This is a genomic window from Pseudomonas sp. NFPP07 (assembly GCF_900115645.1).
Taxonomy (GTDB): Bacteria; Pseudomonadota; Gammaproteobacteria; order Pseudomonadales; family Pseudomonadaceae; genus Aquipseudomonas; species Aquipseudomonas chlororaphis.
In genome coordinates this window covers 354,689-377,629 of the sequence record NZ_FOXG01000001.1, presented here as the reverse complement: position 1 = coordinate 377,629, position 22,941 = coordinate 354,689, and the positions used below count along the sequence as shown (strand labels likewise).

Genomic DNA, 22,941 nt, shown 5'->3' with positions numbered 1-22,941 from the left:
CAGCAAATTTCGCGCAAAAAAAAGCCAGCACAAGGCTGGCTCTAGCTTTCGAGGTTGAATCAGGAAGCGTCTGCGGCCATTTCGGCGTCATGGGCGATCAGCGAAACGAGAGCGTTCTGCTGGCGGTGGGAAAGTTGACGGAAGCGTTGAAGCAGTTCGCGTTCATGCAAGGAGAGTTCTGGGCTGTCCAGGCGCATGCTCAACTCTTCACCCAAGGCGCCTTCCTGAATAAGACTCTGTTCCAGGCGCGCGATGATTTCGGAGTTCATGCTGCGGTGATGATTGCGAGCCACCTCGGCAATGCGTTCACGCATCCCGTCGGGTAGACGTACGACGAACTTGTCAGCCGTACGGCTGGAATAAATTGCCTGTTTCAATGGGCGCATATATTTAACCGGTTAGTTCAGGGGAGCGGTTCTCGGAATTGGCCGCGGGATGTCAGTTAGGACAAGCGTTGCTGCCAAATGTTCAACCTGAATTGTTAAGAGGCCCGCATCATGCCTCAAGATAGCCAGATCCTTGGCGTCAATTCTGTGACAAATATTGAACTGGGTAAAGGCGTTATGCCAGCACCAATTATCAGAAATGCGGACTGGTTTGAAAAGATTGCCTGGTCCGCCTATCTGCCCGCGTCCTGATGTCCGATGGTGGTGCGCTTGTGCGTCGCCAGACGGGCATGCATGCGGATCCGATCATTGTTTCCTACCTTGTACAGGATAGTGGCAAATTGCCGATTTACTAGGCTGCGAGTGCCATGGAGTCTTCGAATGCCAGGCAGATTGATTTATTTGATGGGGCCTTCCGGATCGGGAAAGGACAGCCTGATCGAGGCTGCGCGCCGTCCTCTGGCGCAGCTCGGCTGTGATGTGGTGCGGCGGGTGATCACCCGCTCCGCGGAATCCGTGGGGGAAGCGGCCCATGGGGTAAGTGCTGACGAGTTCGAGCGTCTTGAGCGGCAGGGCGCCTTTGCCTTGTGCTGGCGGGCCAATGGCCTGGCGTACGGAATTCCCGTGCAGATCGACGAATGGCTGGCCGGTGGGCGTCATGTCCTGATCAATGGCTCAAGGGCTCACCTGGATCAGGCTCGCCAGCGTTATCCGGAGCTTTTGGCGATTCTATTGACGGTGGACATCGACGTGCTGCGGCAAAGATTGATGAACCGCGGTCGCGAAAGTGCGGCGCAGATCGAGGCGAGGCTCAAGAGAAGCGCTCTTTTTTCCGCTGAGGGCGGGCCCGTGCTGGGAGAGTCCGTGTTTTTTCTGGACAACTCGAGCGAGCTGTCCGTGACGCTTGAGCGTTTCCTGAAGTTATTGAGATCGCAGGGGATCAGCGCAGTACAGGGTCGAACTTGATCTTACGTCCCAGCGCCAGCGCCAGCAGGAACAGGCCGGAAAAAACACCACAGGCAACCAAGGGCGCATCACCCAGAGTATTTTCAGTGGTGAAGCAATCCAGTGCGGCACTGAGTATTGCCAGGATGAGAAGGCCTTTGGCAAGTCGGGACATTAACAGGCTCCTGATGGGTGATTTTCAAAATACCCAGCTTTCGGGTCTTGGGTTGGCAGGTAGAACAACGGCTTCTGGGGCGTCGGCGACCTGTGCCATGCCAGGATTCTCCGATGCGCTGCTCATCACAGCCAATTGCGGGGCCTGGTGTTGCACGTAATGGGCCCTGTACGGGGTGGTACTCTGATCCACGCGGCCATCAGGCTGAAAGTGGAAGACCACCAGTACGGCGATGGCAATGGCATTCGATAGAAGAAGGGCGCTGTTCATGGGCTTGATCTCCACTGTTCTTTCATGGAGAGAAAGCAGCGCTCATGCCAAGAGTCTAACCTCTAATAAACCCTTTCAAAACAATGATTTATTAGGGTTTTTGTAAGACAGTGGATTGCATTCTGCAATGATGGCTTTTTGCAGTGATGCAATTTGCACGGCGGCTCTGGCAAGTTGCCTGATGGTCAGAGGCCGTCACCGGTTAAAAAGCCCTACTCACAACATGACAAAAGCAGGGCTGACCGTTAACATGCACGCCGTCCTTTGCGCCGCGGCAGTACACGCGGTGGTCAATTTGTCCCAGTAGCTCAATTGGATAGAGCATCCCCCTCCTAAGGGGAAGGTTGGCAGTTCGAACCTGCCCTGGGACACCATCTATTTCCGGGCTTTCAGGCCAAACATGGTTTTCGTCTTTATTTCCTGGTAACGCTACGTTTGGTACACGCAGTTCTCGATGCTGTGGAGTCACCCATGATTGTCATTGCTGGAAAAAAATATTTCGGTATTTGGCCTGGAGCGGGCTCTGCGACAATTTTCGCCCGACGAAATTGCCGTGGTCTGCAACCGTAACGATACGGGCGTCGATGGTTGGCAACGTTCGTTGCGGGCGGCCGCGCAGAAAGTATGGCGTGCGTGAGATCAGCCTGGAGGCGGCTTATGAAGTCGCGTCCATCGCATTCATTTCCCGAGGCTGCCCGAATACAAGGGTATGTTTACCTCGGTCTGGCCGTTGCTGGAGTCCAGGGCCGAGGCGGGTGTGACCCTGCATTTCATTGACCGGGGTATCGACACCGGGGACATCGTCGCGCAACAGGTATTTCCGCGTCAGAGCGCAGCCACAGGGTGCAGTGGGATCCAGCTACTTTTCAAAGGACGCCATCGGCTATGGGGCGTTGAAGATCGATCCGCTGTCGACGGCCTGGGCGTTACGCAACAAGATCAGGGCGTTCGCCTTTCGTGAATATCAATTCTTGCGCTGGGATGGAAAACCGGTGGTCTCGGCGACGATTCTGCCCGGGCGTTCGCAATTCAAGGCCGGGACCCTGATCAGCACAACTGACGATTATGTCGAGCTCTGCACCATCGATTATGACGTCCGGCTGAATTTTGATCGGCTGCCGGAGATGCTCAAGGCTTGTGAACGAGGCGATCTGGAGGCGGTGGTGGCACTGCAGGCCAATATTGCCGGTTACAACGATGCCAACCCACAAGGCTGGACGCCGCTGATCGTCGCCAGTTATGCGGGTGCCTATGAGGTGGTTGACTGGCTGTTGCAGCAAGGTGCCGACCCGGAGCGGCCCAACAACAAAGGCACGACGCCCTTGATGTATGCCAAGGATGCCTACCTCACCGGGCGTTGTCGTAAAACCTTTCAGTTGTTGCTGCGCAAGGGCGCGAGGCTGGAGGCTGCCGACCATTGCGGTCGGGCACTCGCCGACTATGTGACTGACGAGCAGTTCGCTCAGTTACGAGGTGCTTTCTAGGCACTTCGCAACAGGCGCATCAGTGGGCGGTGAACAGGTTGATAGCGGTGACAATATATTGCTGTTGTTCCTGGCTCAATGTCGGGTAGATCGGCAATGACAGGATCGAGTCATGCAGCGGCGCCCGGGATGCCAGGGAGGTCCTGGCCAGATCGCTGTAGGCCCGCTGCTCGGTGATCGCCAGTGGGTAGTGAACCAGGCATTGGATGCCACGCTCGGCCAGATGCGCCTTCAGCTGATCGCGCCATGGGCAGGTAATGACATACAGGTGCCAGACATGGGCGCTCGCAGTCGTCACCGAGGGCAGGGTGATTCCCGGGTGCCGGATGTGTTCGCCGTAGTAGCGGGCGATGCTGCGTCGACGGGCAGTATCGCTGTCCAGGTGCGCCAGCTTCACTCCGAGCATCGCGGCCTGGATTTCATCGAGGCGGCTGTTCACCCCCTGATGATCGTGCTGGTACTTGACTCGCGAACCGTAGTTGCCCAGCGCCCGGACCAGGGTTGCCAGTTCGGCGTCGTTGGTAGTGATGGCGCCGCCGTCGCCCAGGGCTCCGAGGTTCTTCCCGGGATAGAAGCTGAAAGCCGCGGCATCGCCCCAGTTGCCGGCCTTGCGCCCGGCCAGCTCGGCGCCATGGGCCTGGGCGGCATCTTCGAGCACCAGCAGGCCATGCTTGTGGGCCAGCGCCATGATCTGCGGCATGGGCGACAGCTGCCCATAAAGATGCACCGGCAGGATCACTCGGGTTTTTTCCGAGATGGCCCGTTCGACGGCCTCGACTTCCAGATTGTGGGTAGTCGGGTCCACATCCACCAGGATCGGCGCCAGATCGTTTTCCAGAATGGCCGAGATGGTGGCGATAAAGGTGTTGCTCTGCACTATCACTTCATCACCAGCCTGCAGCCGGCCTTGCTCTTTCCAGGCGCGCAGGATCAGGGTCAGGGCATCCAGGCCGTTAGCGACGCCGATGGCATGCCGGCTGCCGCAGTAATCGGCGAACGCGGCCTCGAATTGCTCAAGCTCACGCCCCATCAGGTACCAACCGGAGTCGATCACACGGCTGCAAGCGGCTTTGAGCTGATCGGCATATTCGTGATTGATGCCTTTCAAATCCAGAAACGGAATATTCATCATTTGAGTCATTGTCCGACCATGTCCATGAACTGGGCATAGTCTCGAACATAGTCGCCTTCTTCATAGAGTTGATCGGCCAGGACCATCAGCACACAGTCTGGAGAGAAGTCATACATTTCACGCCAGATAAAGGATTCGATCAGCAGGCCCTGGCAAGGATTGTCCAGGGTGATGTCGATTTTTTCCCGACCGTCGTCCAGCAGGAAACGGCACGAGCCGCGTACGGCGATGGCTACCTGCTTGAGGGTCTTATGGGCGTGGTAGCCGCGGCGAACCCCTTCACCGGTATTGAACATGTAGTACACCCGCTTCACCGGGAAGGGGATGTTTTTCCCTTCTTCCAGGGCGATCAGCGACCCACGATCATCACCGTGGGTCTGCAGCGGCAGAATGTGAATCTTCATCGCGTCTCCCCTTCGAGCCGTTTCGACAAATGCTGTTGCAGCCAGTTTTCAACGCGCTTGGCGTCGACCCGATAATTTCGGTAATACAGTTCTCGGGAGTCGGTCGAGCCCACCCGGTAAGCGATGTAGTCCATTTCCACGCCGACGATCGCCGCCAGGTTGGAAAAACACGACAGTTGCCCATACTCCTCGGCCATCCAGCACAGCGCGCGGGCGTTTTTCGAGGCGAAAATCAGATTGGTCCAGGCCGCGCCGGTGGGGCCGACTATGACTTCGGCATTGGCCATGATCGCCACCTGATGGCTGATGTCCTGTTCCTCCATGTACACGCAGGTAAACCCATAGGGTTCCAGCAGCTTGAGGATCTCGGCCTGGTTGTAGTGCCGGAGAAAACCTTTGCGGGCCAGGAATACTCGCTTGGGGAGTTCGCCTGTGGGGATGCCATGGGCCAGGCGCAGGGCTTTTTCCCGCAGGAAGTTGATCGATTCCGGGCGTACGAAGCCGCTGCTGGCACTGTTCTGTGCCACGCCTTTGAAGTTCGGGATCATGTTGTTGGGCGCGCTGATCAGCAGCAGGTCGGCCACTTGATAGCTGGTGATGTTGTCCAGGAGTACCAGCGGGCGGTCAACGCCAATCGCCTCGATCAGGGCCTTGATCGAGGGAATGTTCTGGCTGCTCTTGGAGATCAGCAGTGGATAGTCCGCATATTGCGGCGGCAGTTCGGCCGCGAATTGCAGTTGAGACAAGACTTCTACCGTCCAGTGGTAATAGTTCTGCTCGTTACAGCCGCTGATCAGCAGGCCTTTTTCCATCTCGATGGGTTTGCCGGTCCTGACCAGGGCCAGGCGCTGGCCGTGGTAGAGCAGGTGCGCAGCACTATAGTCGGCCTGCGAGGACTTTGCCGTGGGCACTCGCTCCAGCACCAATTGCCCATTTGGCAGTATCACCGAACGGGACACCGAACAGACCTGCCCCTGGCGAAAGTGATAGAGGGCGACCTCGGGTAATTCTAGGGTGATCGCCAGTGTCGATTGATGGACGAACCGTGGCGGCTGGCTGCTTCCTGGTTGGCTCGGGCGAAACACATGGACCTTGTGCTCGGCGCTTTCATCCAGCCAGCGCAAGGCCAGGCGCCGGGTATCCTGGCGTCGAAAAAGCAGGCGATACAGCAGGTCGCTGATCAGTCCCGGCTGCTTGCACATGCGTTCATAGCCCCGTTGCTCCAGGCGTTTGCCAATGCGCTGGAACCATGAGAGTTGCGAGCTGATCTGTGCGCCATGGAACACTTCGATCCGTTGTTCATCGATCGCCAGCTTGTCGGTGAGCTGCGGGTAGATCTCACTGTAGTAATCGCTGGCGATGATGATCTTGTCGAAAACCAGCGCGCTCAGTTGCTGAGGGGCGTGGATCAACTTGCCGAACAGATGCTGGCCCTGCTTCTGCTGGTTGTTATCGACGAAGCCGATCACCCGGTAGCGGCGGCGGTTGTACTTGTAGAAATTGATGCCGCCGGCACCGGTGCCGAATATCAGCACCCGCGCTTTCTGTCCAAACCCTGTTGACACATTGACCTCGTCTTACTGGTGCAGCCGCTGGTAAATCGTCACCCGAGCGGTTCGCCCGTTCGCTGCAAGCGGTGACGCTAGCCATTGTTATTGATGATGTTGCCCTTGATCTGGGCGATACCCTTGGCGTTCAGGTCGCGTCGGGTCCTTACCGGTTGCAACTCACCCTGGATCGCACCGTTGATGGTGTCGATCGCGGTCTTGCCGGTATTGCCTCGGGACTTGCCCAGCAGATAACGCAGCGACAGACGGAACTGCTCCGACTCGTTGGCCACCGGCCGTGTGCCATGCAAGGTGCAGTTATGCCAGAGCCCGACGTAACCCGGCCCGCCGGTCAGCCGGTAATCCTGGCAGGTCATCTGCTGCCCATGATCATCGGCGTAGGTCCACTGGTCGTGCGCCTGATGTTCCAGTCGATGCGGGAACAGCGTGGCGCCAAAGCGGTGAGTGCCGGGCATCAGGTGCAGGGGCGAGTCGTTTTCGGTGACGTCGTGCAGGTACACGTACAGGGTCAGAAAGGTCGAGGGGTCGAGTTCCACTCGGCCCTGGGGCCAATCGATGATGTCCTGATGGAAGTCGATCCCGCGAAAGTAGGTGATGTCGCGAAAGGGTTTTTTGATATAGGGCCCCAGGTTCGCCACATTCACATCGCGGATCTTTTCCCGCACCCAGTCCGGCAGCCATGAGTCCGGTACGCCGCACACCGCTTTCTTGATCACCACCTCATAGTCGGCGCCGAGCACTTCATCGAGGACCGCAGTGAGGCGCGGGTCCTGCTCGATGAACTGCAACTGCGACTCGAAGCCATTGAGGAAGTTGAAGGTCTTGTTCGGGTTGGCGTTGAGGTGGTTTTCCTGGGCCAGGTATTCAGCCTCGTCCATGAACAGCCCGGCCCCGAAGGCCCGTGCGGCGATCATTTCGCGGTACAGCGCCTGCGTGCGGTCAGCGTCCAGGATCTCGCCGAAGATATGGGCGCCCTGGTCGATGAGGTTTTGGATACAGGTTTGCATGTTGCGCTCGTTTTGACTGTTGCTGTCTGTCTGCAAGGTATCGGCGTGGCTGGCTTAAAGTTGATGCCGTGCGGCTGATATTCCCGATGGAGTTGCCGCAACCGGAGCTGGCGGGCGGCGCGAGCAAGGATATCGAATGCTTTTGGCAACTATCTATAAGGGAACGCCGGAATCGGCCGATAACTCCATGGATGTTGTTGCAGGTCAAATGGCGGGGCCATGGACCGAGTGTCCGGCGAGAGCGGGCGGGCGCCATTGTAGGTTGATGTAGAATGCATTGATGGCCTGTGGCCATTATCATTGTCCGCGGGCAACAAGGGGGACGACCTTGAGCGTGTCCTGCTGTTGCCGCGGGCTTCATCTTTTTTACGGGTCTGGAATCTTCGATGCTGGCGTACCACCAAAAAAGCTTTTTGATCGTCGATGATTTCTCGGATTTCCGCAGTTCTGTCCGGTCCATGCTGCGTGAGCTGGGCGTCAAGGACGTAGACACTGCCGATACAGGCGAGCAGGCGCTGCGCATGTGCGCGCAAAAGCGTTATGACTTCATCCTGCAGGATTACCACCTGGGCGACGGCAAGAAGAATGGTCAGCAGGTGCTCGAAGACCTGATGACCGACAAGCTGATCAGCCATGAAAGCGTGTTTCTCATGGTCACCGCCGAGACCAGCCAGTCGATGGTGCTCAGCGCCCTCGAGCACGAGCCGGACGCCTATCTGACCAAGCCTTTCAATCGCTCCAGCCTGGCTCAGCGACTGGAGCGGCTGCAGCAGCGCAAGTCGTTGCTCAAGCCGATCCTGCAAGCGCTCGATCGCGGCAAGCCGCTCGAGGTGCTCAATGCCTGCATCGCCCTGTGCAAGCAGGATCCGCGTTATTCGCCGTTGTGCCTGCGCTACCGGGCCGATGCCCTGCGTGACATGAATCAGAACGAGGCGCTGGAGCGGTTGTACGAGAGCATCCTGGCGGATCGCCCGTTGCCGTGGGCCTATGTCGGCCTGGGACGTCTGCTGTTCAAGCGTGGCCATGTGACCCAGGCCAAGGCCGTCTATGAAAAGGCCTTGAAGGCCTTTCCGATGATGCCGGCGCTCTACGATGGCATGGCCGATGTGCTGCTCGCCGAGGGTGATTCCAAGCGCGCCCAGAGTGTGCTGGAGGAGGCGGTGCGCCTGTCGCCGCTGGCCGTGCGCCGGCAAGCGCTGCTGGGCAAGCTGGCGATGACCAACGAAGACTTCGAGACCGCATCCAAGGCGTATCGCCAGGCGGTGTCGCAAGGTGCGCAATCGCGTTTCAAGGATCCGGAAAGCAACCTTGGCCTGGCCCATGCGTTGATCAGCAAGGGCAGCGAGAGGGGCCTGGATACCCGCACGCGCCTGGAAATCAACAGCACCCTGAGTGCGGTGGCCAAGGAAAATCCCAGCGATCCGGGGCTGCAGATTCGCGCGCGCCTGATGAAGGCCACCAGCTTGTTGCTCAACGATGCTGAAACGGCGGAAAAACTCACCGAGCAGGCGATGCTGCGTCTGGACGGAATGGAGCAGTTCATGAGCCCGGAAGCGGCGTTGCTGGTAGCCAAGCAACTGCAGATGCTGGGACAGGCCGATGCCGGCGCATCGATGCTGAAGAACTGCGCGGAAATCTACGGTGACGATCCGAAGGTGATGGAAGGCATCGCCAAGCTCACCGATGACCCGGCGATCCTCAACTCCGCTAACGCCGCGGCGGACATGAACCGTCAAGGCGTGCGCAGCTACAAGGCCGGCGCGTTGGGCGAGGCCCGGGATCTGTTCCGTCGGGCCCTGGCCATGCAACCGAAGAACATCAGTATTGCCCTGAACATGGCGCAGTCGCTATTGCACGGCACCGACATCACCCAGGACACGGCACTGCTGGATGAGTGCCGGACCTGCCTGAAAATGGTCGGCCTGATGCCCGATACCGACGCGCGTTATCCGCGTTATCAGAAGCTGCGAAGCAAGGCGTTTGGCGAATGAATACCCACGAACAGGCTCTCGACTTTTCCACGGTGATCGCCTCTACCGTGCACGACATGAAGAACTCCCTGACCCTGCTCATGCAGGCCCATGCCCAGTGGCTGGCGGCACTGCCGCAGGCGCACCAGGGCACGCCGGAGCAGGGCGTGATGGAGTTCGAGTTTGCCCATCTCAACGGCATGCTGGTGCAACTGCTGGGGCTCTACAAACTGGGGGTCAACCAGTTGCCGGTGCAGCCGGGTTACCACGAACTGGATGACTTCATCGAGGCGCAACTGGTCAGCCATCAGGATGTATTTGTCAGTCGTGGCATTGCCGCAACCTATGAGGTCGATCCCTTGACCCCCCTGGGGTTCTTCGATCGGGAATTGATCGCCTCGGTGCTGGACAACTGCATCAACAACGCCATTCGTTATGCGCGCCATGCGTTGCTGGTCAGCGTGCACGATGAAGGCGGGCAGACGGTGCTGACCATCAATGACGATGGCGAGGGTTATCCGCAGTCGATGATCGATAACCAGGCCGACTACGTGCAAGGCATCAATCACAGCAGCGGCAGCACCGGCCTGGGGTTGTACTTCGCCGGGCGCATTGCCGCGCTGCATCAGCGCAACGGTGTCTGCGGACGTACCGAGATTCGCAACGGCGGGCCTTTGGGCGGCGGTGTGTTCAGTCTCTACCTGCCCTGAGCCAGCTGCTGTTGCGCTTGTTCCAGGGCCTGTAGAAAGCAGGTCAGGGCGGCTTTCGGCTCCTGGCCCTGGCGGGTGATGCAGTGAAAGGTCGAACGATAGGCCAGGCGCTGCGGTAACAGGGCGCGCATTTGGCCCCTGGCCACCCAGTTGGCGGCATAGTGGCTGGGCAGGTAACCCAGATAGCTGTCGGAAAACACCAGGGTGGCAATCGCTTCCATGGTGTAGACGGTGGCGCTCTGCAAAAAATACAGGCCATGGGGGCGTTGGTTCTCAGCCATGTAGCCACGGCCGACATAGGGTGTGTTGCATATTTCTTCCAGGGTCAGGTCGGTGTCGCTGCGTTGAAACAGCGGGTGCCCAGCAGCGCAATAGAGATTTTGTTCCTCCTCGAACAGCGGCTGGTAGCGCAGCCCGGAGAGCTGGTGGTGGAAGGCTCCGATGGCCAGGTGCAGGCGCTCGTCGAGCACGGCCTGTTCAAGCTCGTCGGGACGCAGTATATGCAGGCCCAGGCGGACTTCCGGCAGGCGCTGGCGGAACAGGTTGATGGCCAGGGGCAATGGCGCATAGGACAGGCTGAGCATGCTGTCGACATTGCCGATCTGCAGATGGTCGCGTGCCGGCCCGCCAAGTTGGTTGGCCTGCTGCCGAAAGCGCTCGATGTCGCGAAACAGCAACTGCGCAGCATCGAACAGTTCCAGGCCTTCCTCGGTCAATTGGAAGCCACTGCTACCGCGTCGGCACAGCGAGCAGCCCAGGCGCTCCTCGAGATCGCGTACCACCACGCTCAGGCGCGACAGGCTGGTATTGAGCCTGGCCTGGGCCGCGGTGAAACCGCCGGCGTCGACTATGGTGCAAAAGACCCGCAGCATGCGCAGGTCGATATCGGATAGGCTGCCCAGCACATTGGCCTCCATCAGGCGCGGCAAGGGGATGGGCAAAGCCTACACCGGTGCGGATCTGCGAGTCAGCGGCGAGAGGCGATGGACTCGGCCAGCAGGCACATCAGCTCGAACATCATGGTCGCCCCCACCAGCGCCGTGGCGCCGCCGACGTCGAAGGGCGGCGACACTTCCACCACATCGGCTCCGATCAGGTTCAGGCCGCGCAGGCCACGGATCAACTGCTGGGCCTCCAGGGTGGTCATGCCGCCGATTTCCGGGGTCCCGGTGCCGGGGGCGAAGGCCGGATCCAGCACGTCGACATCGAAGCTGACATAGGTCGGGCCGTCACCGACCACGCGTCGGACCTCGGCCAGGGTGGCGGCGACGCCGATCTCGGCAAACTCTTCCATATGGATCACGCGGATGCCGGTCTCGGCAGCGAAGGCCTCGTCATCGGCCGAATAGACCGAGCCACGGATACCGATCTGCACGGTGCGTCGCGGGTCCAGCAGGCCTTCCTCCACGGCACGACGAAACGGTGTGCCGTGAGTGTAGGGATTGTTGCCGAAATAGCGGTCGTTGGTATCGGAGTGAGCGTCGAAATGCACCATGCCGATTGGCCGCTGGCGGGCCAGGGCGCGAAAGATCGGCAAGGTCACCAGGTGGTCGCCGCCAACGGCCAGCGGCACGGCACCGGCTTCGTGCAAGTCGCGGAAAAAGGCTTCTATGCGCGACAGCGAGTCCAGCAGGTCGATGGGGTTGACGGGAGCGTCGCCGAGATCGCCGATGCGCACCAGGTCATAGGGGGCGATACGGCTGACATGGTGCACCTTGCGCATCAGGCTGGAGAGGTTGCGCACTTCTCGCGGGCCATGCCTGGCGCCGGCGCGGTTGGTGGTGCCGCCGTCCCAGGGCACTCCGACCAGGGCGATCTGCACCTGGGCCGGGTCATCAAAGACCGGCAGGCGCATGAAGCTCGGAATCCCGGCGAAGCGTGGCACCAGCGCTGCGTCCACGGGTTGGGGAAAATCATTGGGCATGGGGGAGCTCCTGTGGCGAATGGGAGTGGCATGTGGCTGCTCCCTGGGTAAGCGCTGTCAATGGGGGTCGATGGACGGCGCGGCGACCGGGCTGGTCAGCAGGGGCCTTGCGCATGCTCCACCAGCCGAGCCCGGCCCAGCGAGTTGGCGGGGGGCGAAAAAATCATAGGGCGGGCGTGGCAGGCCGATAAATCATCAGCTCGGCAAGCTGGCTTGTGTTTTGTGACAAGTTCCTTGAGAGCGCTCCTTGCGAAGGCATGCCGGATGATGGTTGTCTATCCGGGTATTTCGAGTGTCCCTGCTTGATATTCCGAACAGCCGGAGCCTATTTTGTACGGGTCGCCGTTCTCGGCTCGTACAACAACAAGGATTGAGTCATGACAACCGATGGCCGCAGTTCACTCGCTCAGCGATTGACGGGCATTGACGAGATTGAATGTGTCACTCCGGATCTGAACGGCGTGCCACGGGGCAAGGTGATGACCGCCGAGGGTTTCCTCGAAGGGCGGCGTCTGCAGATGGCCCGTGGGGTACTGTTGCAATGCATCATGGGCGGCTATCCACCCGCGCGTTTTTACGGCAGTGACGACGGCGACCTGGCGCTCACTGCCGATCCGCAACAGATTCATCGCCTGCCCTGGAGTTCGCAGCCACGTGCGCTGGCGATTTGCGATGCGGACGAGTTGAGTGGTGAAAGCTCGCGTCTTTCCACCCGGGGCCAGCTCAAAGAGGTCATCGCGCGGTACGCCGCTCGCGGCCTGGCGCCGGTGGTGGCGACCGAGCTGGAATTCTTCGTGTTTGCACCCAATACCGATCCGACCCAACCCTTCCAGCCGCCCCTTGGCCTGGACGGTCGTCGCGAGGATGGGCATTCGGCGTTCAGCGTCAGTTCCAACAACGGTTTGCGGCCGTTCTTCAGTGAGGTCTATGCCTGCATGGCGGCATTGGGCTTGCCGCGCGATACCTTCATGCATGAAATGGGCGTCAGCCAGTTCGAGATCAATCTGCTGCACGGCGATCCGCTGTTGCTGGCCGACCAGACATTCCTGTTCAAGCACCTGCTCAAGGAAGTGGCGCTCAAGCATGGCCTGACCGTGGTGTGCATGGCCAAGCCGCTGGCGCACACGCCGGGCAGTTCGATGCATATTCACCAGAGCCTGGTGGAGTTGGCCAGCGGCCGTAACGTGTTCAGTGATGAGGCCGGAGAACCGACCGCGATGTTCCGCCACTTTATTGGCGGGCTGCAGGCGGGGATGGCGGATTTCACTGCGCTGTTCGCACCGAACGTCAATTCCTACCAGCGCCTGTGCCATCCTTACGCTTCGCCGAACAATGCCTGCTGGTCCCATGACAATCGGGCGGCAGGTCTGCGCATTCCGGCCAGTTCGCCGGTGGCGCGGCGGGTCGAGAATCGCTTGCCGGGCGCCGATGCCAACCCGTATCTGGCGATCGCCGCGAGCCTGGCGGCAGGTTTGCACGGTATCGAAAACGAGCTGGAACCGACGCCGGCGATTCAGGGTGAGTTTGCCGTGCCGGACAGTTTATCTCTGCCTTGTACCTTGCATGCCGCTCTTGAGCGTCTGAAGCGTAGCCAGTTGGCCAAGGAATTGTTCGGCAATGAGTTCGTCGAAGGTTACGTCGCTTCGAAGACCATGGAGTTGACCAGTTTCTTTGATGAAATAACTCCCTGGGAGCGGCGCGTCTTAGCGGCCCAGGCTTAACCGAACCATCGCAGTCGGGCTATCGTCCAGATGGCCCGACACTCAATTCAAGGAGCCGCTCGGAACGCCGATGCGCCAAATCTGGAAATCCTTTCGAGCGCTTTATTTCGCCTCGCTGATGATGTTGATCGGCTCGGGCTTACTCAGTACCTACCTGGCGTTGCGCCTGGCCGCCGATCATGTCGACGGGTTATGGGTGGGGGCCTTGATGGCGGCCAACTATTTCGGCCTGGTGCTGGGCGGGAAAATCGGCCACCGCCTGATTGCCCGGGTCGGCCATATCCGTGCCTACGCCACCTGTGCCGGGATCGTCGGCGCAGCGGTGCTGGGGCATGGCCTGGTGGACTGGTTGCCGGCCTGGCTGGTGCTGCGGATGATCGTCGGCCTGGGCATGATGTGCCAGTACATGGTCATCGAAAGCTGGCTCAACGAGCAGGCCGATGCCAAGCAGCGCGGGCTGGTGTTCAGCGGCTATATGATCGCCTCGTATCTGGGGCTGGTCCTGGGGCAGTTGATTCTGGTCATGCACCCGGCCCTCGGGCTTGAGTTGCTGATGCTGGTGGCCCTGTGTTTTGCCCTGTGCCTGGTGCCGGTGGCCATGACCCGGCGTATTCACCCTGCGCCTTTGCATCCGGCGCCCATGGAACCGCGCTTCTTTATCAAGCGCGTTCCGCAGTCGCTGAGTACGGTGCTCGGGTCGGGGCTGATTGTCGGTTCGTTCTATGGTCTGGCACCGCTGTATGCCTCCCAGCAGGGCTTGAGTACCGAGCAGGTCGGCCTGTTCATGGGGAGCTGCATTTTTGCCGGGCTGGTGGTGCAGTGGCCATTGGGATGGCTGTCCGACCGTTATGACCGGGCCCTGCTGATTCGCTGCTTTGCCTGCTTCCTGGCGGTCGTGGCCTTGCCGTTGGCGATTTTGCCCCAGGTGCCACTGGAGGTGCTGTTCGCCCTGGGGTTCCTCTGTTCGCTGGTGCAGTTCTGTCTGTACCCGCTGGCGGTGGCGTTCTCCAACGACCATGTCGAAGGCGATCGGCGGGTCTCGCTGACCGCGATGCTGCTGGTGACCTATGGCGTCGGGGCCAGTGTCGGGCCTTTGGTGGCGGGGGTGCTGATGAAATTGTTCGGTAGCCAGATGCTCTATGCGTTCTTCAGTTTCTTTGCCCTGGTACTGGTCTGGCGTATCCGGCCGAAAGCCGTGACCAACCTGCATCAGGTCGATGATGCGCCGCTGCATCACGTGGCGATGCCGGACAGCATGTCCAGTTCGCCATTGGTGGCCGCGCTCGATCCGCGGGTCGATGAGCAAGTGGTGCAAGATCAGATGCAACAGACCAGCGCGCCGGAAGCCGAGCCTCCGGTCGAGACGCCGGCCACGGATGAGGTTGAGGCTGAGGAGCCGGTAGTGAAGCCGGATGAACCAGGGCCGGACCAGTTCAGTGGGGCCAGGCCCTAGAAACGCAAAACGGGTAGCCCCGCAAGGGACTGCCCGTTTTTTATCGACGCTCGAATCTCAGAGGTCGTCTTTGTCGAAGCGCCGGGCTTCGCGTTGCAACTGATAGACGAAGCGCTCGACCTGGCGTTGAACCAGGCCGCTCATGTTGTGAAAGCGCACGCCGGCGAAAGTCGTGTCGATCTTCTCTTCGTGGTGCAGGTAACGCAGTTCCACTGGCGCAGTCATGCTGCCGAAGGGCAGGGCGGCGATAAAACGCTCGTAGACCTGGCCCAGTTGCAGGCGGCCGGAGATGTCGCCCTCGAAGCGCAGCTTGCAGCCGGTGGCGGAGATATCCAGCAGCTTGCCGGCGATCGGCGCCTTGAGTTTTTCGCCGCCCAGTTCGATGTTGACCAGTTGGGCCAGCTTCAGGGCTGCGCGAAAGGCATTGCGGCGCTGGTGATAGACCACTTCGTCTGGCAGGGTGCCGCGGTAGCATCGCCCACCATTGGATTCGTCGATAGTCGGGATGCCATTGCTTTCCCAGGCGATGCGCACGCCTTCGTGAAAGCCTTCGACGCGAAACGGTTCGCCGGCGAGCATGAAGCGTTCGCCATCGCGGGGGATCATTTCGTCCAGGGCAATCATGTTGCTGTCACGATCGATCTCGACCAGATAGCTTTGAAAGCGCTGGCTGCGTTCGTGGAAAGTGATGATCAGCGGGTCATGGCTGTCTTGCAGCAAGCGCAGCGTGGAGTTGATTTCCAAGGGGGTGGTCAGCACCTTGGGTGGCTGCGGCGCATCTTCTGCGTTTACGGCATTGAACACGGTTCATCAATCTCCAGACAAAATACGACTACACGCAAGAGCCGGCATTTTGCCAGCATGTTCCGCGACTTGATAGGGCGCGCTCATCTCTGGGGTCAAGCCTGGCTAAGCGGGCGAGGCTTGGCCAGCTTGGCGGTTGAGCCACGGGCATCATAGAGGGCTGGAGGCTCGCCACCGGTGAGGATTTTCAATTGATTGGCGGTGGTGGCCTGTTGAACCTGGATCGAGCGACCGTTGAGTTCGTTCGCCGCCTGGCAATCGGCAAGCATCTGGGTCAGCACGTCACTCTGGGCCAGTAACTGGTCGCCGATCGAGGAGTGGCTGGCCAACTGTTCCAGGCCGGCGCGGCTGGCAGGAAGGTTCAGGCTGGCGAGGAGTTCGCTGCGTTTGCGGCCATGCTGCTCGAGCAAAATGATCAGGGCTTGCTTCTGCGCGAGAATCTCTTCCAGCAGCGGCATGTCGCGACCGTGCAGGGCTAGGGATTCGGTGCGCAGCAATTCCAGCAATTGTTGAGCTGGAGCAAAGTCGTCAGTGATCAGTTGCAGCAAATTAGTGTCGTGCATGTATGGCCTTGGGTTTTAAGCGTCCAAAAAACTGGCGCAGGCCTTATTGGCTAGCGCTGGGCTTCGAAATTAAGCAGTTTGCTGGCTACACGGTTGCTGTCGACTTTATAGCTGCCATCGGCAATCGCTTGCTTCAACTCGGCCACGCGGGCGTTGTCGACGGCAGGCTGGTCGCGCAGCTTGTCAGTGATCTTCTGCAACTGTTGAGCCTCATTACTGAGGTGTACCGACTCCCCGCTGGTGTTGGCCTGTTCGGCCGGAGCGTTCAGCGGCGCGGATTTGTCGGCGTCGCCGGTTTCCTTGCTGGCGCTGGTGCGCGTGCTGCCGGTGAGTGAGGGAGAGCTGTTTAAACGGCTGAAATCGATGACCATGGTAAAAAAACCTCTGGGTATTTGGACGCTTGACTTGTTTTCGGCAATACGCCGGAAAACTTTAGGCTCAAATATCGATAAGCCCGCACGCGCCGCTGTTGCCCTGCATGGGCCACAGTTTAGGGGGCAACAGTGCACAGCGCCAGTCGTCTACATGGCGACTTCCACCTGTCCCGGCGCGGTGATCCGCGCTTTGATGACCCGTTGTGAATTGAGGTTCTTGACCCGGATCTGCTCGCTCATGCCGCCATTGGACAAGGCTTCGCCGGGCATTTTCACATTCAGCGTGCCGCTACGGGCAGAGATCACTACCTGATCGCCCTTGCGCACCACTTCCGCCTGTTCCAGGTGAACCAGGGTGACGAGTTGGTCGGCGACCATTGGTCTGACAAGCTTCTGCCCAATGGCCTGGTCCACTGAAGTCAGATAGCCCTGGTTGATCTGGCCGATATCGCGCTCGCGCAGCATCACGTCTTCGGGGCTGATGATGCCGGCGCGCTTGAGTGGCCGGGTGGTGGTCACCACCTCGCGGAACAGCTTGACCTGGGCGGGCACGAATACGGTCCAGGGCGAGGCGCCGTCGCAACGGACGCGAACGGTCACGCGTCCCAGCGGTTGTGCCGGGCTTTCCAGGGTCGCTGTCAATTCCTTGTCGCAGTGCGGCATGCGCAGCCGCGGGTCGAGTTGATTGACCTGGATCTCGTAGCGCCCAGGCGTTTGACTGGTTTCCAGATAGTCTTCTACGGTGAATTCAAGAAACCCCTGAGTGACGCCGATAAGTAGATCAGGCAGGGTTACCGAGTCAGCAACGGCAGGATGGCCAGGGTTCAAAAAAAACAAAGCCGACAGCCCGTACAGCAATCTGCGGTAGTTTGATGTCAGGCGTCGGGAAAATGTCGTTTTGGCGTTCATAACAGTTAAAAAGCAAGCGCCGTGCCGTTTAGCGATGAGCGCGTCGGATCTTAAGCTTTGGGGAGTCTGGGCATGGCTGGTGTAATGGATTCGGTGAACCAGCGCACGCAACTGGTAGGGCAGAATCGCCTTGAGCTGTTGTTGTTCCGTCTCGACGGGCAGCAGCTCTACGGGATCAACGTGTTCAAGGTTCGGGAGGTGCTGCAATGCCCCAAACTGACGTTGATGCCCAAATCCAGTCCTGTGGTGTGCGGTGTCGCGAATATTCGAGGGGCGACCATTCCGATCCTGGACCTGGCGATGGCCACCGGTTCAGGCGGGTTGCAGGATCTGAGCAACCCCTTTGTCATCATCACTGAGTACAACACCAAGACCCAGGGGTTTCTGGTGCGGTCGGTCGAGCGCATCGTCAACATGAACTGGGAGGAGATCCATCCGCCACCCAAGGGGACGGGGCGCGATCACTACCTGACGGCGGTGACGCGGGTCGACAATCAGTTGGTGGAAATCATCGACGTCGAGAAGGTGCTGGCCGAGGTCGCGCCGACGCCCGAGACCATTTCGGTAGGCGTGGTGGATGTCGAGACTCAGCACAAGGCTGTTTCACTGCGGGTGCTGACGGTCGATGACTCGTCGGTGGCGCGCAAGCAGGTCACGCGTTGCCTGCAGACCGTGGGGGTCGAGGTGGTGGCCTTGAACGACGGTCGACAGGCGCTGGATTACCTGCGCAAGCTGGTCGACGAGGGCAAGAAACCTGAAGAAGAGTTTCTGATGATGATCTCCGACATCGAGATGCCGGAGATGGACGGCTACACCCTCACGGCCGAAATACGCAACGATCCACGCATGCAAAAGCTGCACATCATCCTGCATACTTCGTTGTCAGGTGTATTCAATCAGGCGATGGTGAAGAAGGTCGGTGCCGATGACTTCCTTGCCAAGTTTCGTCCTGATGACCTGGCATCCCGGGTTGTCGACCGGATCAAAGCAGCAGATAACAGCTAGGGATATCCATCCCTGGCGGTCACACGATTTAAGAGGCGGCATCATTGTCTACGGGTAATTTGGATTTCGAACAGTTCCGGGTGTTCCTGGAAAAAGCCTGTGGGATCTTGCTGGGTGAGAACAAGCAATATCTGGTGTCGAGCCGTCTCAACAAACTGATGGAACAGCAAGGCATCAAGTCCCTCGGGGAGCTGGTTCAGCGCATTCAGTCCCAGCCGCGCAGCGGTTTGCGAGAGATGGTGGTCGACGCCATGACCACCAACGAAACCCTGTGGTTTCGCGATACCTATCCATTCGAGGTGTTGAAGAACAAGGTCTTGCCGGAGGCGATCAAGGCCAGCCCCAACCAGCGCTTGCGCATCTGGTCGGCGGCCTGTTCCTCGGGGCAGGAACCCTATTCGTTGTCCATGTCGATCGACGAGTTCGAGAAGACCAACATGGGGCAACTGAAGATGGGGGTGCAGATCGTTGCCACCGACCTGTCCGGGACCATGCTGAACAACTGCAAGACCGGCGAGTACGACAGCCTGGCGATCGGTCGCGGTTTGTCGGCCGACCGCCTGCAGCGCTATTTCGACCCCAAGGGGCCGGGGCGCTGGGTGGTCAAGGCGCCGATCAAGAGCCGGGTCGAGTTCCGCTCGTTCAACCTGCTGGACAGCTATGCCAGCCTGGGCAAATTCGACGTCGTGTTCTGCCGCAATGTGCTGATCTACTTCTCCGCCGAGGTGAAGAAGGACATCCTGATGCGCATTCACAGCACCCTGAAGCCGGGTGGTTACCTGTTTCTCGGGGCTTCCGAGGCGCTCAATGGATTGCCCGACCATTACCAGATGGTCCAGTGCAGCCCTGGGATCATCTACCAGGCGAAGTAAGATTGTCGTTGTTGAAAAGAGAGGCCTTCGGGCCTCTTTTTTTGTGCCTGCGATTTTGCCAGCGCAGGAGAGGCGGCAACCGCTGCATTGCCGCTTTGCTGACGTTTCGCGGAAATGCCTTGCCGCTTTTCTGGCATTGCCGCTTTGCCGCTGCCGGCAAAGCCTTGATTTACGGGCTTTGAGCACTTGGCACGCGGCTTGCTATATCCCGTTTACGAAAAATCTGGTCGAAGGTTTCCCGACATGAGCATCAGCTTCGATAAAGCGCTCGGCATTCATGAGCAGGCTCTTGGCTTTCGCGCCAAGCGTGCCGAGGTGCTGGCCAACAACATCGCCAACGCCGACACCCCGAACTACAAGGCTCGGGATCTGGACTTCTCTGCCGTGCTCGCCGAGCAGAACGAGAAAGCCAAGAACGGCACCTTTGCCCTGAACATGACCAACAGCCGGCACATCGAAGCCGAAGGCCTGGGCAGCGGCGACGAATCGCTGCTGTACCGCACACCGATGCAGCCGTCGATCGACCAGAACACCGTGGATGCCCAACTGGAACAGTCGAACTACGCCGAGAACTCGGTGAACTTCCAGGCCAGCTTCACGCTGCTCAACAGCAAATTCAAAGGGCTGGTGTCAGCCCTGCGCGGAGAGTAATCCATGTCCCTCGCCAGTGTTTTCAATATTGCCGGTAGTGGCATGAGTGCCCAGACCACTCGCTTGAACACCGTCGCCAGTAACATCGCCAACGCCGAGACAGTCTCCTCGAGCATCGACCAGACCTACCGTGCGCGCCACCCGGTGTTCGCCACCATGTTCCAGGGCGCGCAAAGCGGCGGCAGCGAGTCGCTGTTCCAGAACCAGGACGCGGCCGGTCAGGGCGTTCAGGTGCTGGGTGTGGTCGAGGACCAGAGCAACCTAGAGGCGCGTTACGAGCCTAACCATCCGGCCGCCGACGCCAAGGGGTATGTCTACTACCCCAACGTCAACGTGGTGGAAGAAATGGCCGACATGATTTCCGCCAGCCGCTCGTTCCAGACCAACGCGGAAATGATGAACACCGCCAAAACCATGATGCAGAAGGTCCTGACCCTCGGTCAGTGATAAGGGGCGACTCAGATGAGTGTTACCGATACCACCAGTAGCCTGACGCTCAAGGAGATCCTTGCGAACTCCTCGAAGAAAACCCCGACCACCAGCAATGACGGCCTGGCCGCGGCCACCAATAGCGTCAAGGGGAAAAATGAGCTGGGCAAGGATGCGTTCCTGAAGCTACTGGTGACCCAGCTGAAAAACCAGAACCCGCTGGACCCACAGGACAACAGCGAGTTCGTTGCCCAGTTGGCGCAGTTCTCCACCCTGGAAGGGATCACCACCCTCAATACCTCGGTGAACTCCATCACTGGCAACTATAAGTCGTCCCAGGCCCTGCAGGCTTCGTCCCTGGTGGGGCGTTCGGTGATCGTCCAGACCGGTACCACCCAGGTCGACACCACCAAGAGCATGACCGGTTCGGTGACAGTGCCTACCGGAGTCAGTGGCGTCACCGTGACCATCACCGACAAGGATGGCAAGACGGTCAAGACCCTCGACCTGGGCAGCCAGAAGGCCGGCAGTACCAGTTTTGTCTGGGACGGCACCAAGACCGACGGCACCAAGGCCGATCCGGGCAATTACACCTTCAAGGCCAGCACAAAGATCGATGGCAAGGCGACCGACCTGGTCACCTACCTGCCGGCGACGGTCAACAGCGTCACCATCAGCCAGACCGGCGGTGAGCTGATGTTGAACCTCGCGGGACTGAGCAGCCCCGTGGCGCTCTCCAAAGTTCAAACCATTGGTATCTAGAGCCGACTAACGCGGCACAAGGAGTGGAATATGTCTTTTAATATCGGCCTTAGCGGTCTCTATGCTGCCAACAAGCAACTGGACGTGACCGGCAACAACATCGCCAACGTGGCAACCACCGGCTTCAAATCGTCCCGTGCCGAGTTCGCTGACGTCTACTCGGCCACCAAGCTGGGCACCGGCAGCAAGACCGTGGGCAACGGTGTGCGTCTGGCCAACGTTTCCCAGCAGTTCGGCCAGGGCGACGTGAACAACACCGGCAACGTACTGGACATGGGGATCCAGGGTTCGGGGTTCTTCGTGCTGAGCGACAACGGCTCGCTGACCTACACCCGCGCCGGTACCTTCAAGACCGACAAGGACGGCTACATCACCAACACCGATGGCACTGCCCGCCTGCAAGGTTATGCGGTCGATGCCAATGGCAAGATCGTCAACGGCGTGCTGACCGACCTGCGCATCGACACCTCGAACCTGTCGCCGAAGGCCACCGGCTCGGTGTCCTCGACCATCAACCTGAACTCCACCGCGCCGGTCATCGACCAGAGCGTGACAGGTTTTGCCTTCGATCCGACCAAGGTGGAAACCTACACCAAGCAGTTCAGCACACCGATCTATGACAGCCAGGGCAACGAGCACAAGCTGGACCAGTACATGGTGAAAACCGGTGCCAACACCTGGAAGACCTACACCCTGGTCGATGGTCGTAACCTCGATGGCTCCGCTCCGACCACCACCGGCGCTACGGCTCCAGTCGCATCGACCATGAATTTCGACTCCGCCGGCAAACTGGTTTCGGTCATCACGCCGCCTGCCACCACGCCTAATCCGGGTAACAACCTGACCCTGGCGGGCTGGGTGCCAGGTACCGTGACCAATGGTGTGTGGGCGGCCAACGGTGCCAGCGCCAATGCCGGCGGCGTGACCATCTCCATGACCAGCACCACTCAGTTCAACGCCGATACCGCGCGTTCGCTGCCGGTGCAGGACGGCTACGCCACTGGCCAGATCACCAACCTGACCATCGACGGCACCGGTACCCTGTTCGCCAACTTCAGCAACAGCCAGAACAAGGCCATCGGGCAGATCTCCCTGGCCAGCTTCACCAACGAACAAGGTTTGCAGCCAGTCGGCGGCACCAGCTGGAGAGAGACCTACGCCTCGGGCGTACCGGGCTACGATGCTCCACAAACCGGCACCCTGGGTTCGATCGTGTCCAACTCCCTGGAAGAGTCGAACGTCAACCTGACCAACGAGCTGGTGGACCTGATCAAGGCCCAGAGCAACTACCAGGCGAACGCCAAGACCATCTCCACCCAGAGCACCATCATGCAGACCATTATTCAGATGACCTGATAATGGCTGGCTGACAGCGCTCAAAAAAGCCCCTCACCGCAGGGGCTTTTTTGTGCCCGCAAGATTC

The 22,941-nt window shown here is 59.6% G+C and carries 28 protein-coding genes and 1 tRNA gene; 16 read left to right on the top strand and 13 right to left on the bottom strand.

Features of this window, described 5'->3' with window-relative positions; all coding sequences use genetic code 11:
• Positions 1–59: 59 nt before the first annotated feature.
• Positions 60–386, bottom strand: coding sequence for an Arc family DNA-binding protein (locus tag BM019_RS01775; RefSeq protein WP_003178899.1), 327 nt, complete (start codon positions 384–386; stop codon positions 60–62).
• Between the two features lie 111 nt (positions 387–497).
• On the opposite strand from BM019_RS01775, the gene BM019_RS30715 reads away from it, so the two are divergent.
• Positions 498–638, top strand: coding sequence for a hypothetical protein (locus tag BM019_RS30715; protein WP_173679801.1), 141 nt, complete (start codon positions 498–500; stop codon positions 636–638).
• 129 nt (positions 639–767) lie between these two features.
• Positions 768–1,352 (top strand): phosphonate metabolism protein/1,5-bisphosphokinase (PRPP-forming) PhnN, encoded by a 585-nt coding sequence (gene phnN, locus BM019_RS01770; RefSeq protein ID WP_092417466.1) that lies wholly within the window; start codon positions 768–770, stop codon positions 1,350–1,352.
• On the opposite strand, the gene BM019_RS01765 is transcribed toward phnN, so the two are convergent.
• Entirely contained in the window at positions 1,327–1,506 is a 180-nt protein-coding gene (locus BM019_RS01765) for a PA3371 family protein (protein ID WP_085531943.1), read from the bottom strand. The two genes, phnN and BM019_RS01765, sit on opposite strands and share 26 nt — an antisense overlap.
• A gap of 24 nt (positions 1,507–1,530) precedes the next feature.
• Positions 1,531–1,776, bottom strand: a complete 246-nt coding sequence (locus tag BM019_RS01760; protein ID WP_092417746.1) for a hypothetical protein — start codon at positions 1,774–1,776, stop codon at positions 1,531–1,533.
• A 297-nt stretch (positions 1,777–2,073) separates the two neighbouring features.
• Between BM019_RS01760 and BM019_RS01755 the strand changes: the two genes are divergently transcribed.
• The 4 genes from BM019_RS01755 (at position 2,074) to BM019_RS30935 (ending at position 3,260) form a co-directional block, all read left to right on the top strand.
• Positions 2,074–2,150 (top strand) — tRNA-Arg (locus BM019_RS01755).
• A gap of 101 nt (positions 2,151–2,251) precedes the next feature.
• Positions 2,252–2,413, top strand: a complete 162-nt coding sequence (locus tag BM019_RS30945; RefSeq protein WP_009045151.1) for a hypothetical protein — start codon at positions 2,252–2,254, stop codon at positions 2,411–2,413.
• 72 nt (positions 2,414–2,485) lie between these two features.
• Positions 2,486–2,737: a formyl transferase gene (locus BM019_RS30940; RefSeq protein WP_239691037.1), complete on the top strand. Its 252-nt coding sequence runs from the start codon at positions 2,486–2,488 to the stop codon at positions 2,735–2,737.
• Complete coding sequence (locus BM019_RS30935) at positions 2,625–3,260, top strand: ankyrin repeat domain-containing protein (RefSeq protein ID WP_239691036.1); 636 nt, start codon at positions 2,625–2,627, stop codon at positions 3,258–3,260. Before BM019_RS30940 ends, BM019_RS30935 begins: the two co-directional genes overlap by 113 nt.
• 19 nt (positions 3,261–3,279) lie before the next feature.
• On the opposite strand, the gene BM019_RS01745 is transcribed toward BM019_RS30935, so the two are convergent.
• The 4 genes from BM019_RS01745 to BM019_RS01730 form a co-directional block, all read right to left on the bottom strand.
• Positions 3,280–4,401 (bottom strand): DegT/DnrJ/EryC1/StrS family aminotransferase, encoded by a 1,122-nt coding sequence (locus BM019_RS01745; protein WP_092417465.1) that lies wholly within the window; start codon positions 4,399–4,401, stop codon positions 3,280–3,282.
• A complete protein-coding gene (locus BM019_RS01740; protein WP_009045148.1) occupies positions 4,398–4,796 on the bottom strand; it encodes a sugar 3,4-ketoisomerase in 399 nt (132 codons plus the stop codon). Before BM019_RS01740 ends, BM019_RS01745 begins: the two co-directional genes overlap by 4 nt.
• Positions 4,793–6,361 (bottom strand): glycosyltransferase family 61 protein, encoded by a 1,569-nt coding sequence (locus BM019_RS01735; RefSeq protein WP_092417464.1) that lies wholly within the window; start codon positions 6,359–6,361, stop codon positions 4,793–4,795. Before BM019_RS01735 ends, BM019_RS01740 begins: the two co-directional genes overlap by 4 nt.
• Before the next feature lie 77 nt (positions 6,362–6,438).
• The gene (locus BM019_RS01730) at positions 6,439–7,371 is read right to left on the bottom strand and encodes a phytanoyl-CoA dioxygenase family protein (RefSeq protein ID WP_092417463.1); all 933 of its coding nucleotides are present in this window, start codon (positions 7,369–7,371) and stop codon (positions 6,439–6,441) included.
• A gap of 386 nt (positions 7,372–7,757) precedes the next feature.
• On the opposite strand from BM019_RS01730, the gene BM019_RS01725 reads away from it, so the two are divergent.
• Complete coding sequence (locus BM019_RS01725; protein WP_092417462.1) at positions 7,758–9,362, top strand: tetratricopeptide repeat-containing response regulator; 1,605 nt, start codon at positions 7,758–7,760, stop codon at positions 9,360–9,362.
• Entirely contained in the window at positions 9,359–10,051 is a 693-nt protein-coding gene (locus BM019_RS01720) for a sensor histidine kinase (RefSeq protein WP_009045144.1), read from the top strand. The genes BM019_RS01725 and BM019_RS01720 overlap by 4 nt, the downstream gene beginning before the upstream one ends.
• Here BM019_RS01720 and BM019_RS01715 read toward each other — a convergent pair.
• Together BM019_RS01715 and speB are read right to left on the bottom strand one after the other, a co-directional pair.
• Positions 10,039–10,968, bottom strand: coding sequence for a LysR family transcriptional regulator (locus BM019_RS01715; RefSeq protein WP_219735409.1), 930 nt, complete (start codon positions 10,966–10,968; stop codon positions 10,039–10,041). The two genes, BM019_RS01720 and BM019_RS01715, sit on opposite strands and share 13 nt — an antisense overlap.
• 50 nt (positions 10,969–11,018) lie before the next feature.
• Positions 11,019–11,975 carry an agmatinase gene (gene speB, locus BM019_RS01710; RefSeq protein WP_007921619.1) on the bottom strand — a complete coding sequence of 319 codons (957 nt, stop codon included), beginning with the start codon at positions 11,973–11,975 and terminating at the stop codon, positions 11,019–11,021.
• 479 nt (positions 11,976–12,454) lie between these two features.
• Between speB and BM019_RS01705 the strand changes: the two genes are divergently transcribed.
• Both BM019_RS01705 and BM019_RS01700 read left to right on the top strand, forming a co-directional pair.
• Positions 12,455–13,696, top strand: a complete 1,242-nt coding sequence (locus BM019_RS01705; RefSeq protein WP_175510580.1) for a glutamine synthetase family protein — start codon at positions 12,455–12,457, stop codon at positions 13,694–13,696.
• 70 nt (positions 13,697–13,766) lie between these two features.
• The gene (locus BM019_RS01700) at positions 13,767–15,149 is read left to right on the top strand and encodes an MFS transporter (RefSeq protein ID WP_007921621.1); all 1,383 of its coding nucleotides are present in this window, start codon (positions 13,767–13,769) and stop codon (positions 15,147–15,149) included.
• Between the two features lie 57 nt (positions 15,150–15,206).
• On the opposite strand, the gene BM019_RS01695 is transcribed toward BM019_RS01700, so the two are convergent.
• The 4 genes from BM019_RS01695 to flgA form a co-directional block, all read right to left on the bottom strand.
• On the bottom strand, positions 15,207–15,953 hold the full coding sequence (locus tag BM019_RS01695) for a flagellar brake protein (RefSeq protein WP_009045140.1): 747 nt from the start codon (positions 15,951–15,953) through the stop codon (positions 15,207–15,209).
• Positions 15,954–16,048: 95 nt separating this feature from the next.
• Positions 16,049–16,516, bottom strand: coding sequence for a flagella synthesis protein FlgN (locus tag BM019_RS01690; protein WP_007921623.1), 468 nt, complete (start codon positions 16,514–16,516; stop codon positions 16,049–16,051).
• 50 nt (positions 16,517–16,566) lie between these two features.
• Complete coding sequence (gene flgM, locus BM019_RS01685) at positions 16,567–16,887, bottom strand: flagellar biosynthesis anti-sigma factor FlgM (protein WP_092417460.1); 321 nt, start codon at positions 16,885–16,887, stop codon at positions 16,567–16,569.
• Between the two features lie 150 nt (positions 16,888–17,037).
• A complete protein-coding gene (gene flgA / locus BM019_RS01680; RefSeq protein WP_062824959.1) occupies positions 17,038–17,799 on the bottom strand; it encodes a flagellar basal body P-ring formation chaperone FlgA in 762 nt (253 codons plus the stop codon).
• A 72-nt stretch (positions 17,800–17,871) separates the two neighbouring features.
• On the opposite strand from flgA, the gene BM019_RS01675 reads away from it, so the two are divergent.
• From BM019_RS01675 to flgE, 6 genes are all read left to right on the top strand, one after another.
• Positions 17,872–18,804 carry a chemotaxis protein CheV gene (locus tag BM019_RS01675; protein WP_007921626.1) on the top strand — a complete coding sequence of 311 codons (933 nt, stop codon included), beginning with the start codon at positions 17,872–17,874 and terminating at the stop codon, positions 18,802–18,804.
• Between the two features lie 44 nt (positions 18,805–18,848).
• Positions 18,849–19,676: a protein-glutamate O-methyltransferase CheR gene (gene cheR / locus BM019_RS01670; RefSeq protein ID WP_007921627.1), complete on the top strand. Its 828-nt coding sequence runs from the start codon at positions 18,849–18,851 to the stop codon at positions 19,674–19,676.
• 243 nt (positions 19,677–19,919) lie between these two features.
• Positions 19,920–20,327, top strand: coding sequence for a flagellar basal body rod protein FlgB (gene flgB, locus BM019_RS01665; protein ID WP_007921628.1), 408 nt, complete (start codon positions 19,920–19,922; stop codon positions 20,325–20,327).
• 3 nt (positions 20,328–20,330) lie between these two features.
• The gene (gene flgC / locus BM019_RS01660) at positions 20,331–20,774 is read left to right on the top strand and encodes a flagellar basal body rod protein FlgC (RefSeq protein ID WP_007921629.1); all 444 of its coding nucleotides are present in this window, start codon (positions 20,331–20,333) and stop codon (positions 20,772–20,774) included.
• Positions 20,775–20,789: 15 nt separating this feature from the next.
• A complete protein-coding gene (gene flgD / locus BM019_RS01655) occupies positions 20,790–21,518 on the top strand; it encodes a flagellar hook assembly protein FlgD (protein ID WP_085531927.1) in 729 nt (242 codons plus the stop codon).
• Positions 21,519–21,548: 30 nt separating this feature from the next.
• The gene (gene flgE / locus BM019_RS01650) at positions 21,549–22,874 is read left to right on the top strand and encodes a flagellar hook protein FlgE (RefSeq protein WP_009045136.1); all 1,326 of its coding nucleotides are present in this window, start codon (positions 21,549–21,551) and stop codon (positions 22,872–22,874) included.
• The last annotated feature ends 67 nt before the right edge of the window (positions 22,875–22,941 follow it).

Bases quoted from the DNA above. Each gene is read 5' to 3' on its own strand.
- BM019_RS01730 (WP_092417463.1), bottom strand. From the start codon at position 7,371: ATGCAAACCTGTATCCAAAACCTCATCGACCAGGGCGCCCATATCTTC.
- flgM (WP_092417460.1), bottom strand. From the start codon at position 16,887: ATGGTCATCGATTTCAGCCGTTTAAACAGCTCTCCCTCACTCACCGGC.
- BM019_RS01765 (WP_085531943.1), bottom strand. From the start codon at position 1,506: ATGTCCCGACTTGCCAAAGGCCTTCTCATCCTGGCAATACTCAGTGCC.
- speB (WP_007921619.1), bottom strand. From the start codon at position 11,975: ATGCCCAATGATTTTCCCCAACCCGTGGACGCAGCGCTGGTGCCACGC.
- BM019_RS01690 (WP_007921623.1), bottom strand. From the start codon at position 16,516: ATGCACGACACTAATTTGCTGCAACTGATCACTGACGACTTTGCTCCA.
- BM019_RS01720 (WP_009045144.1), top strand. From the start codon at position 9,359: ATGAATACCCACGAACAGGCTCTCGACTTTTCCACGGTGATCGCCTCT.
- BM019_RS01705 (WP_175510580.1), top strand. From the start codon at position 12,455: ATGACCGCCGAGGGTTTCCTCGAAGGGCGGCGTCTGCAGATGGCCCGT.
- BM019_RS01740 (WP_009045148.1), bottom strand. From the start codon at position 4,796: ATGAAGATTCACATTCTGCCGCTGCAGACCCACGGTGATGATCGTGGG.
- flgB (WP_007921628.1), top strand. From the start codon at position 19,920: ATGAGCATCAGCTTCGATAAAGCGCTCGGCATTCATGAGCAGGCTCTT.
- BM019_RS30940 (WP_239691037.1), top strand. From the start codon at position 2,486: ATGTTTACCTCGGTCTGGCCGTTGCTGGAGTCCAGGGCCGAGGCGGGT.
- flgE (WP_009045136.1), top strand. From the start codon at position 21,549: ATGTCTTTTAATATCGGCCTTAGCGGTCTCTATGCTGCCAACAAGCAA.
- flgD (WP_085531927.1), top strand. From the start codon at position 20,790: ATGAGTGTTACCGATACCACCAGTAGCCTGACGCTCAAGGAGATCCTT.
- BM019_RS01760 (WP_092417746.1), bottom strand. From the start codon at position 1,776: ATGAACAGCGCCCTTCTTCTATCGAATGCCATTGCCATCGCCGTACTG.
- flgC (WP_007921629.1), top strand. From the start codon at position 20,331: ATGTCCCTCGCCAGTGTTTTCAATATTGCCGGTAGTGGCATGAGTGCC.
- BM019_RS01700 (WP_007921621.1), top strand. From the start codon at position 13,767: ATGCGCCAAATCTGGAAATCCTTTCGAGCGCTTTATTTCGCCTCGCTG.
- BM019_RS01745 (WP_092417465.1), bottom strand. From the start codon at position 4,401: ATGACTCAAATGATGAATATTCCGTTTCTGGATTTGAAAGGCATCAAT.
- BM019_RS01775 (WP_003178899.1), bottom strand. From the start codon at position 386: ATGCGCCCATTGAAACAGGCAATTTATTCCAGCCGTACGGCTGACAAG.
- BM019_RS01715 (WP_219735409.1), bottom strand. From the start codon at position 10,968: ATGGAGGCCAATGTGCTGGGCAGCCTATCCGATATCGACCTGCGCATG.
- phnN (WP_092417466.1), top strand. From the start codon at position 768: ATGCCAGGCAGATTGATTTATTTGATGGGGCCTTCCGGATCGGGAAAG.
- flgA (WP_062824959.1), bottom strand. From the start codon at position 17,799: ATGAACGCCAAAACGACATTTTCCCGACGCCTGACATCAAACTACCGC.
- BM019_RS30715 (WP_173679801.1), top strand. From the start codon at position 498: ATGCCTCAAGATAGCCAGATCCTTGGCGTCAATTCTGTGACAAATATT.
- BM019_RS01675 (WP_007921626.1), top strand. From the start codon at position 17,872: ATGGCTGGTGTAATGGATTCGGTGAACCAGCGCACGCAACTGGTAGGG.
- BM019_RS01725 (WP_092417462.1), top strand. From the start codon at position 7,758: ATGCTGGCGTACCACCAAAAAAGCTTTTTGATCGTCGATGATTTCTCG.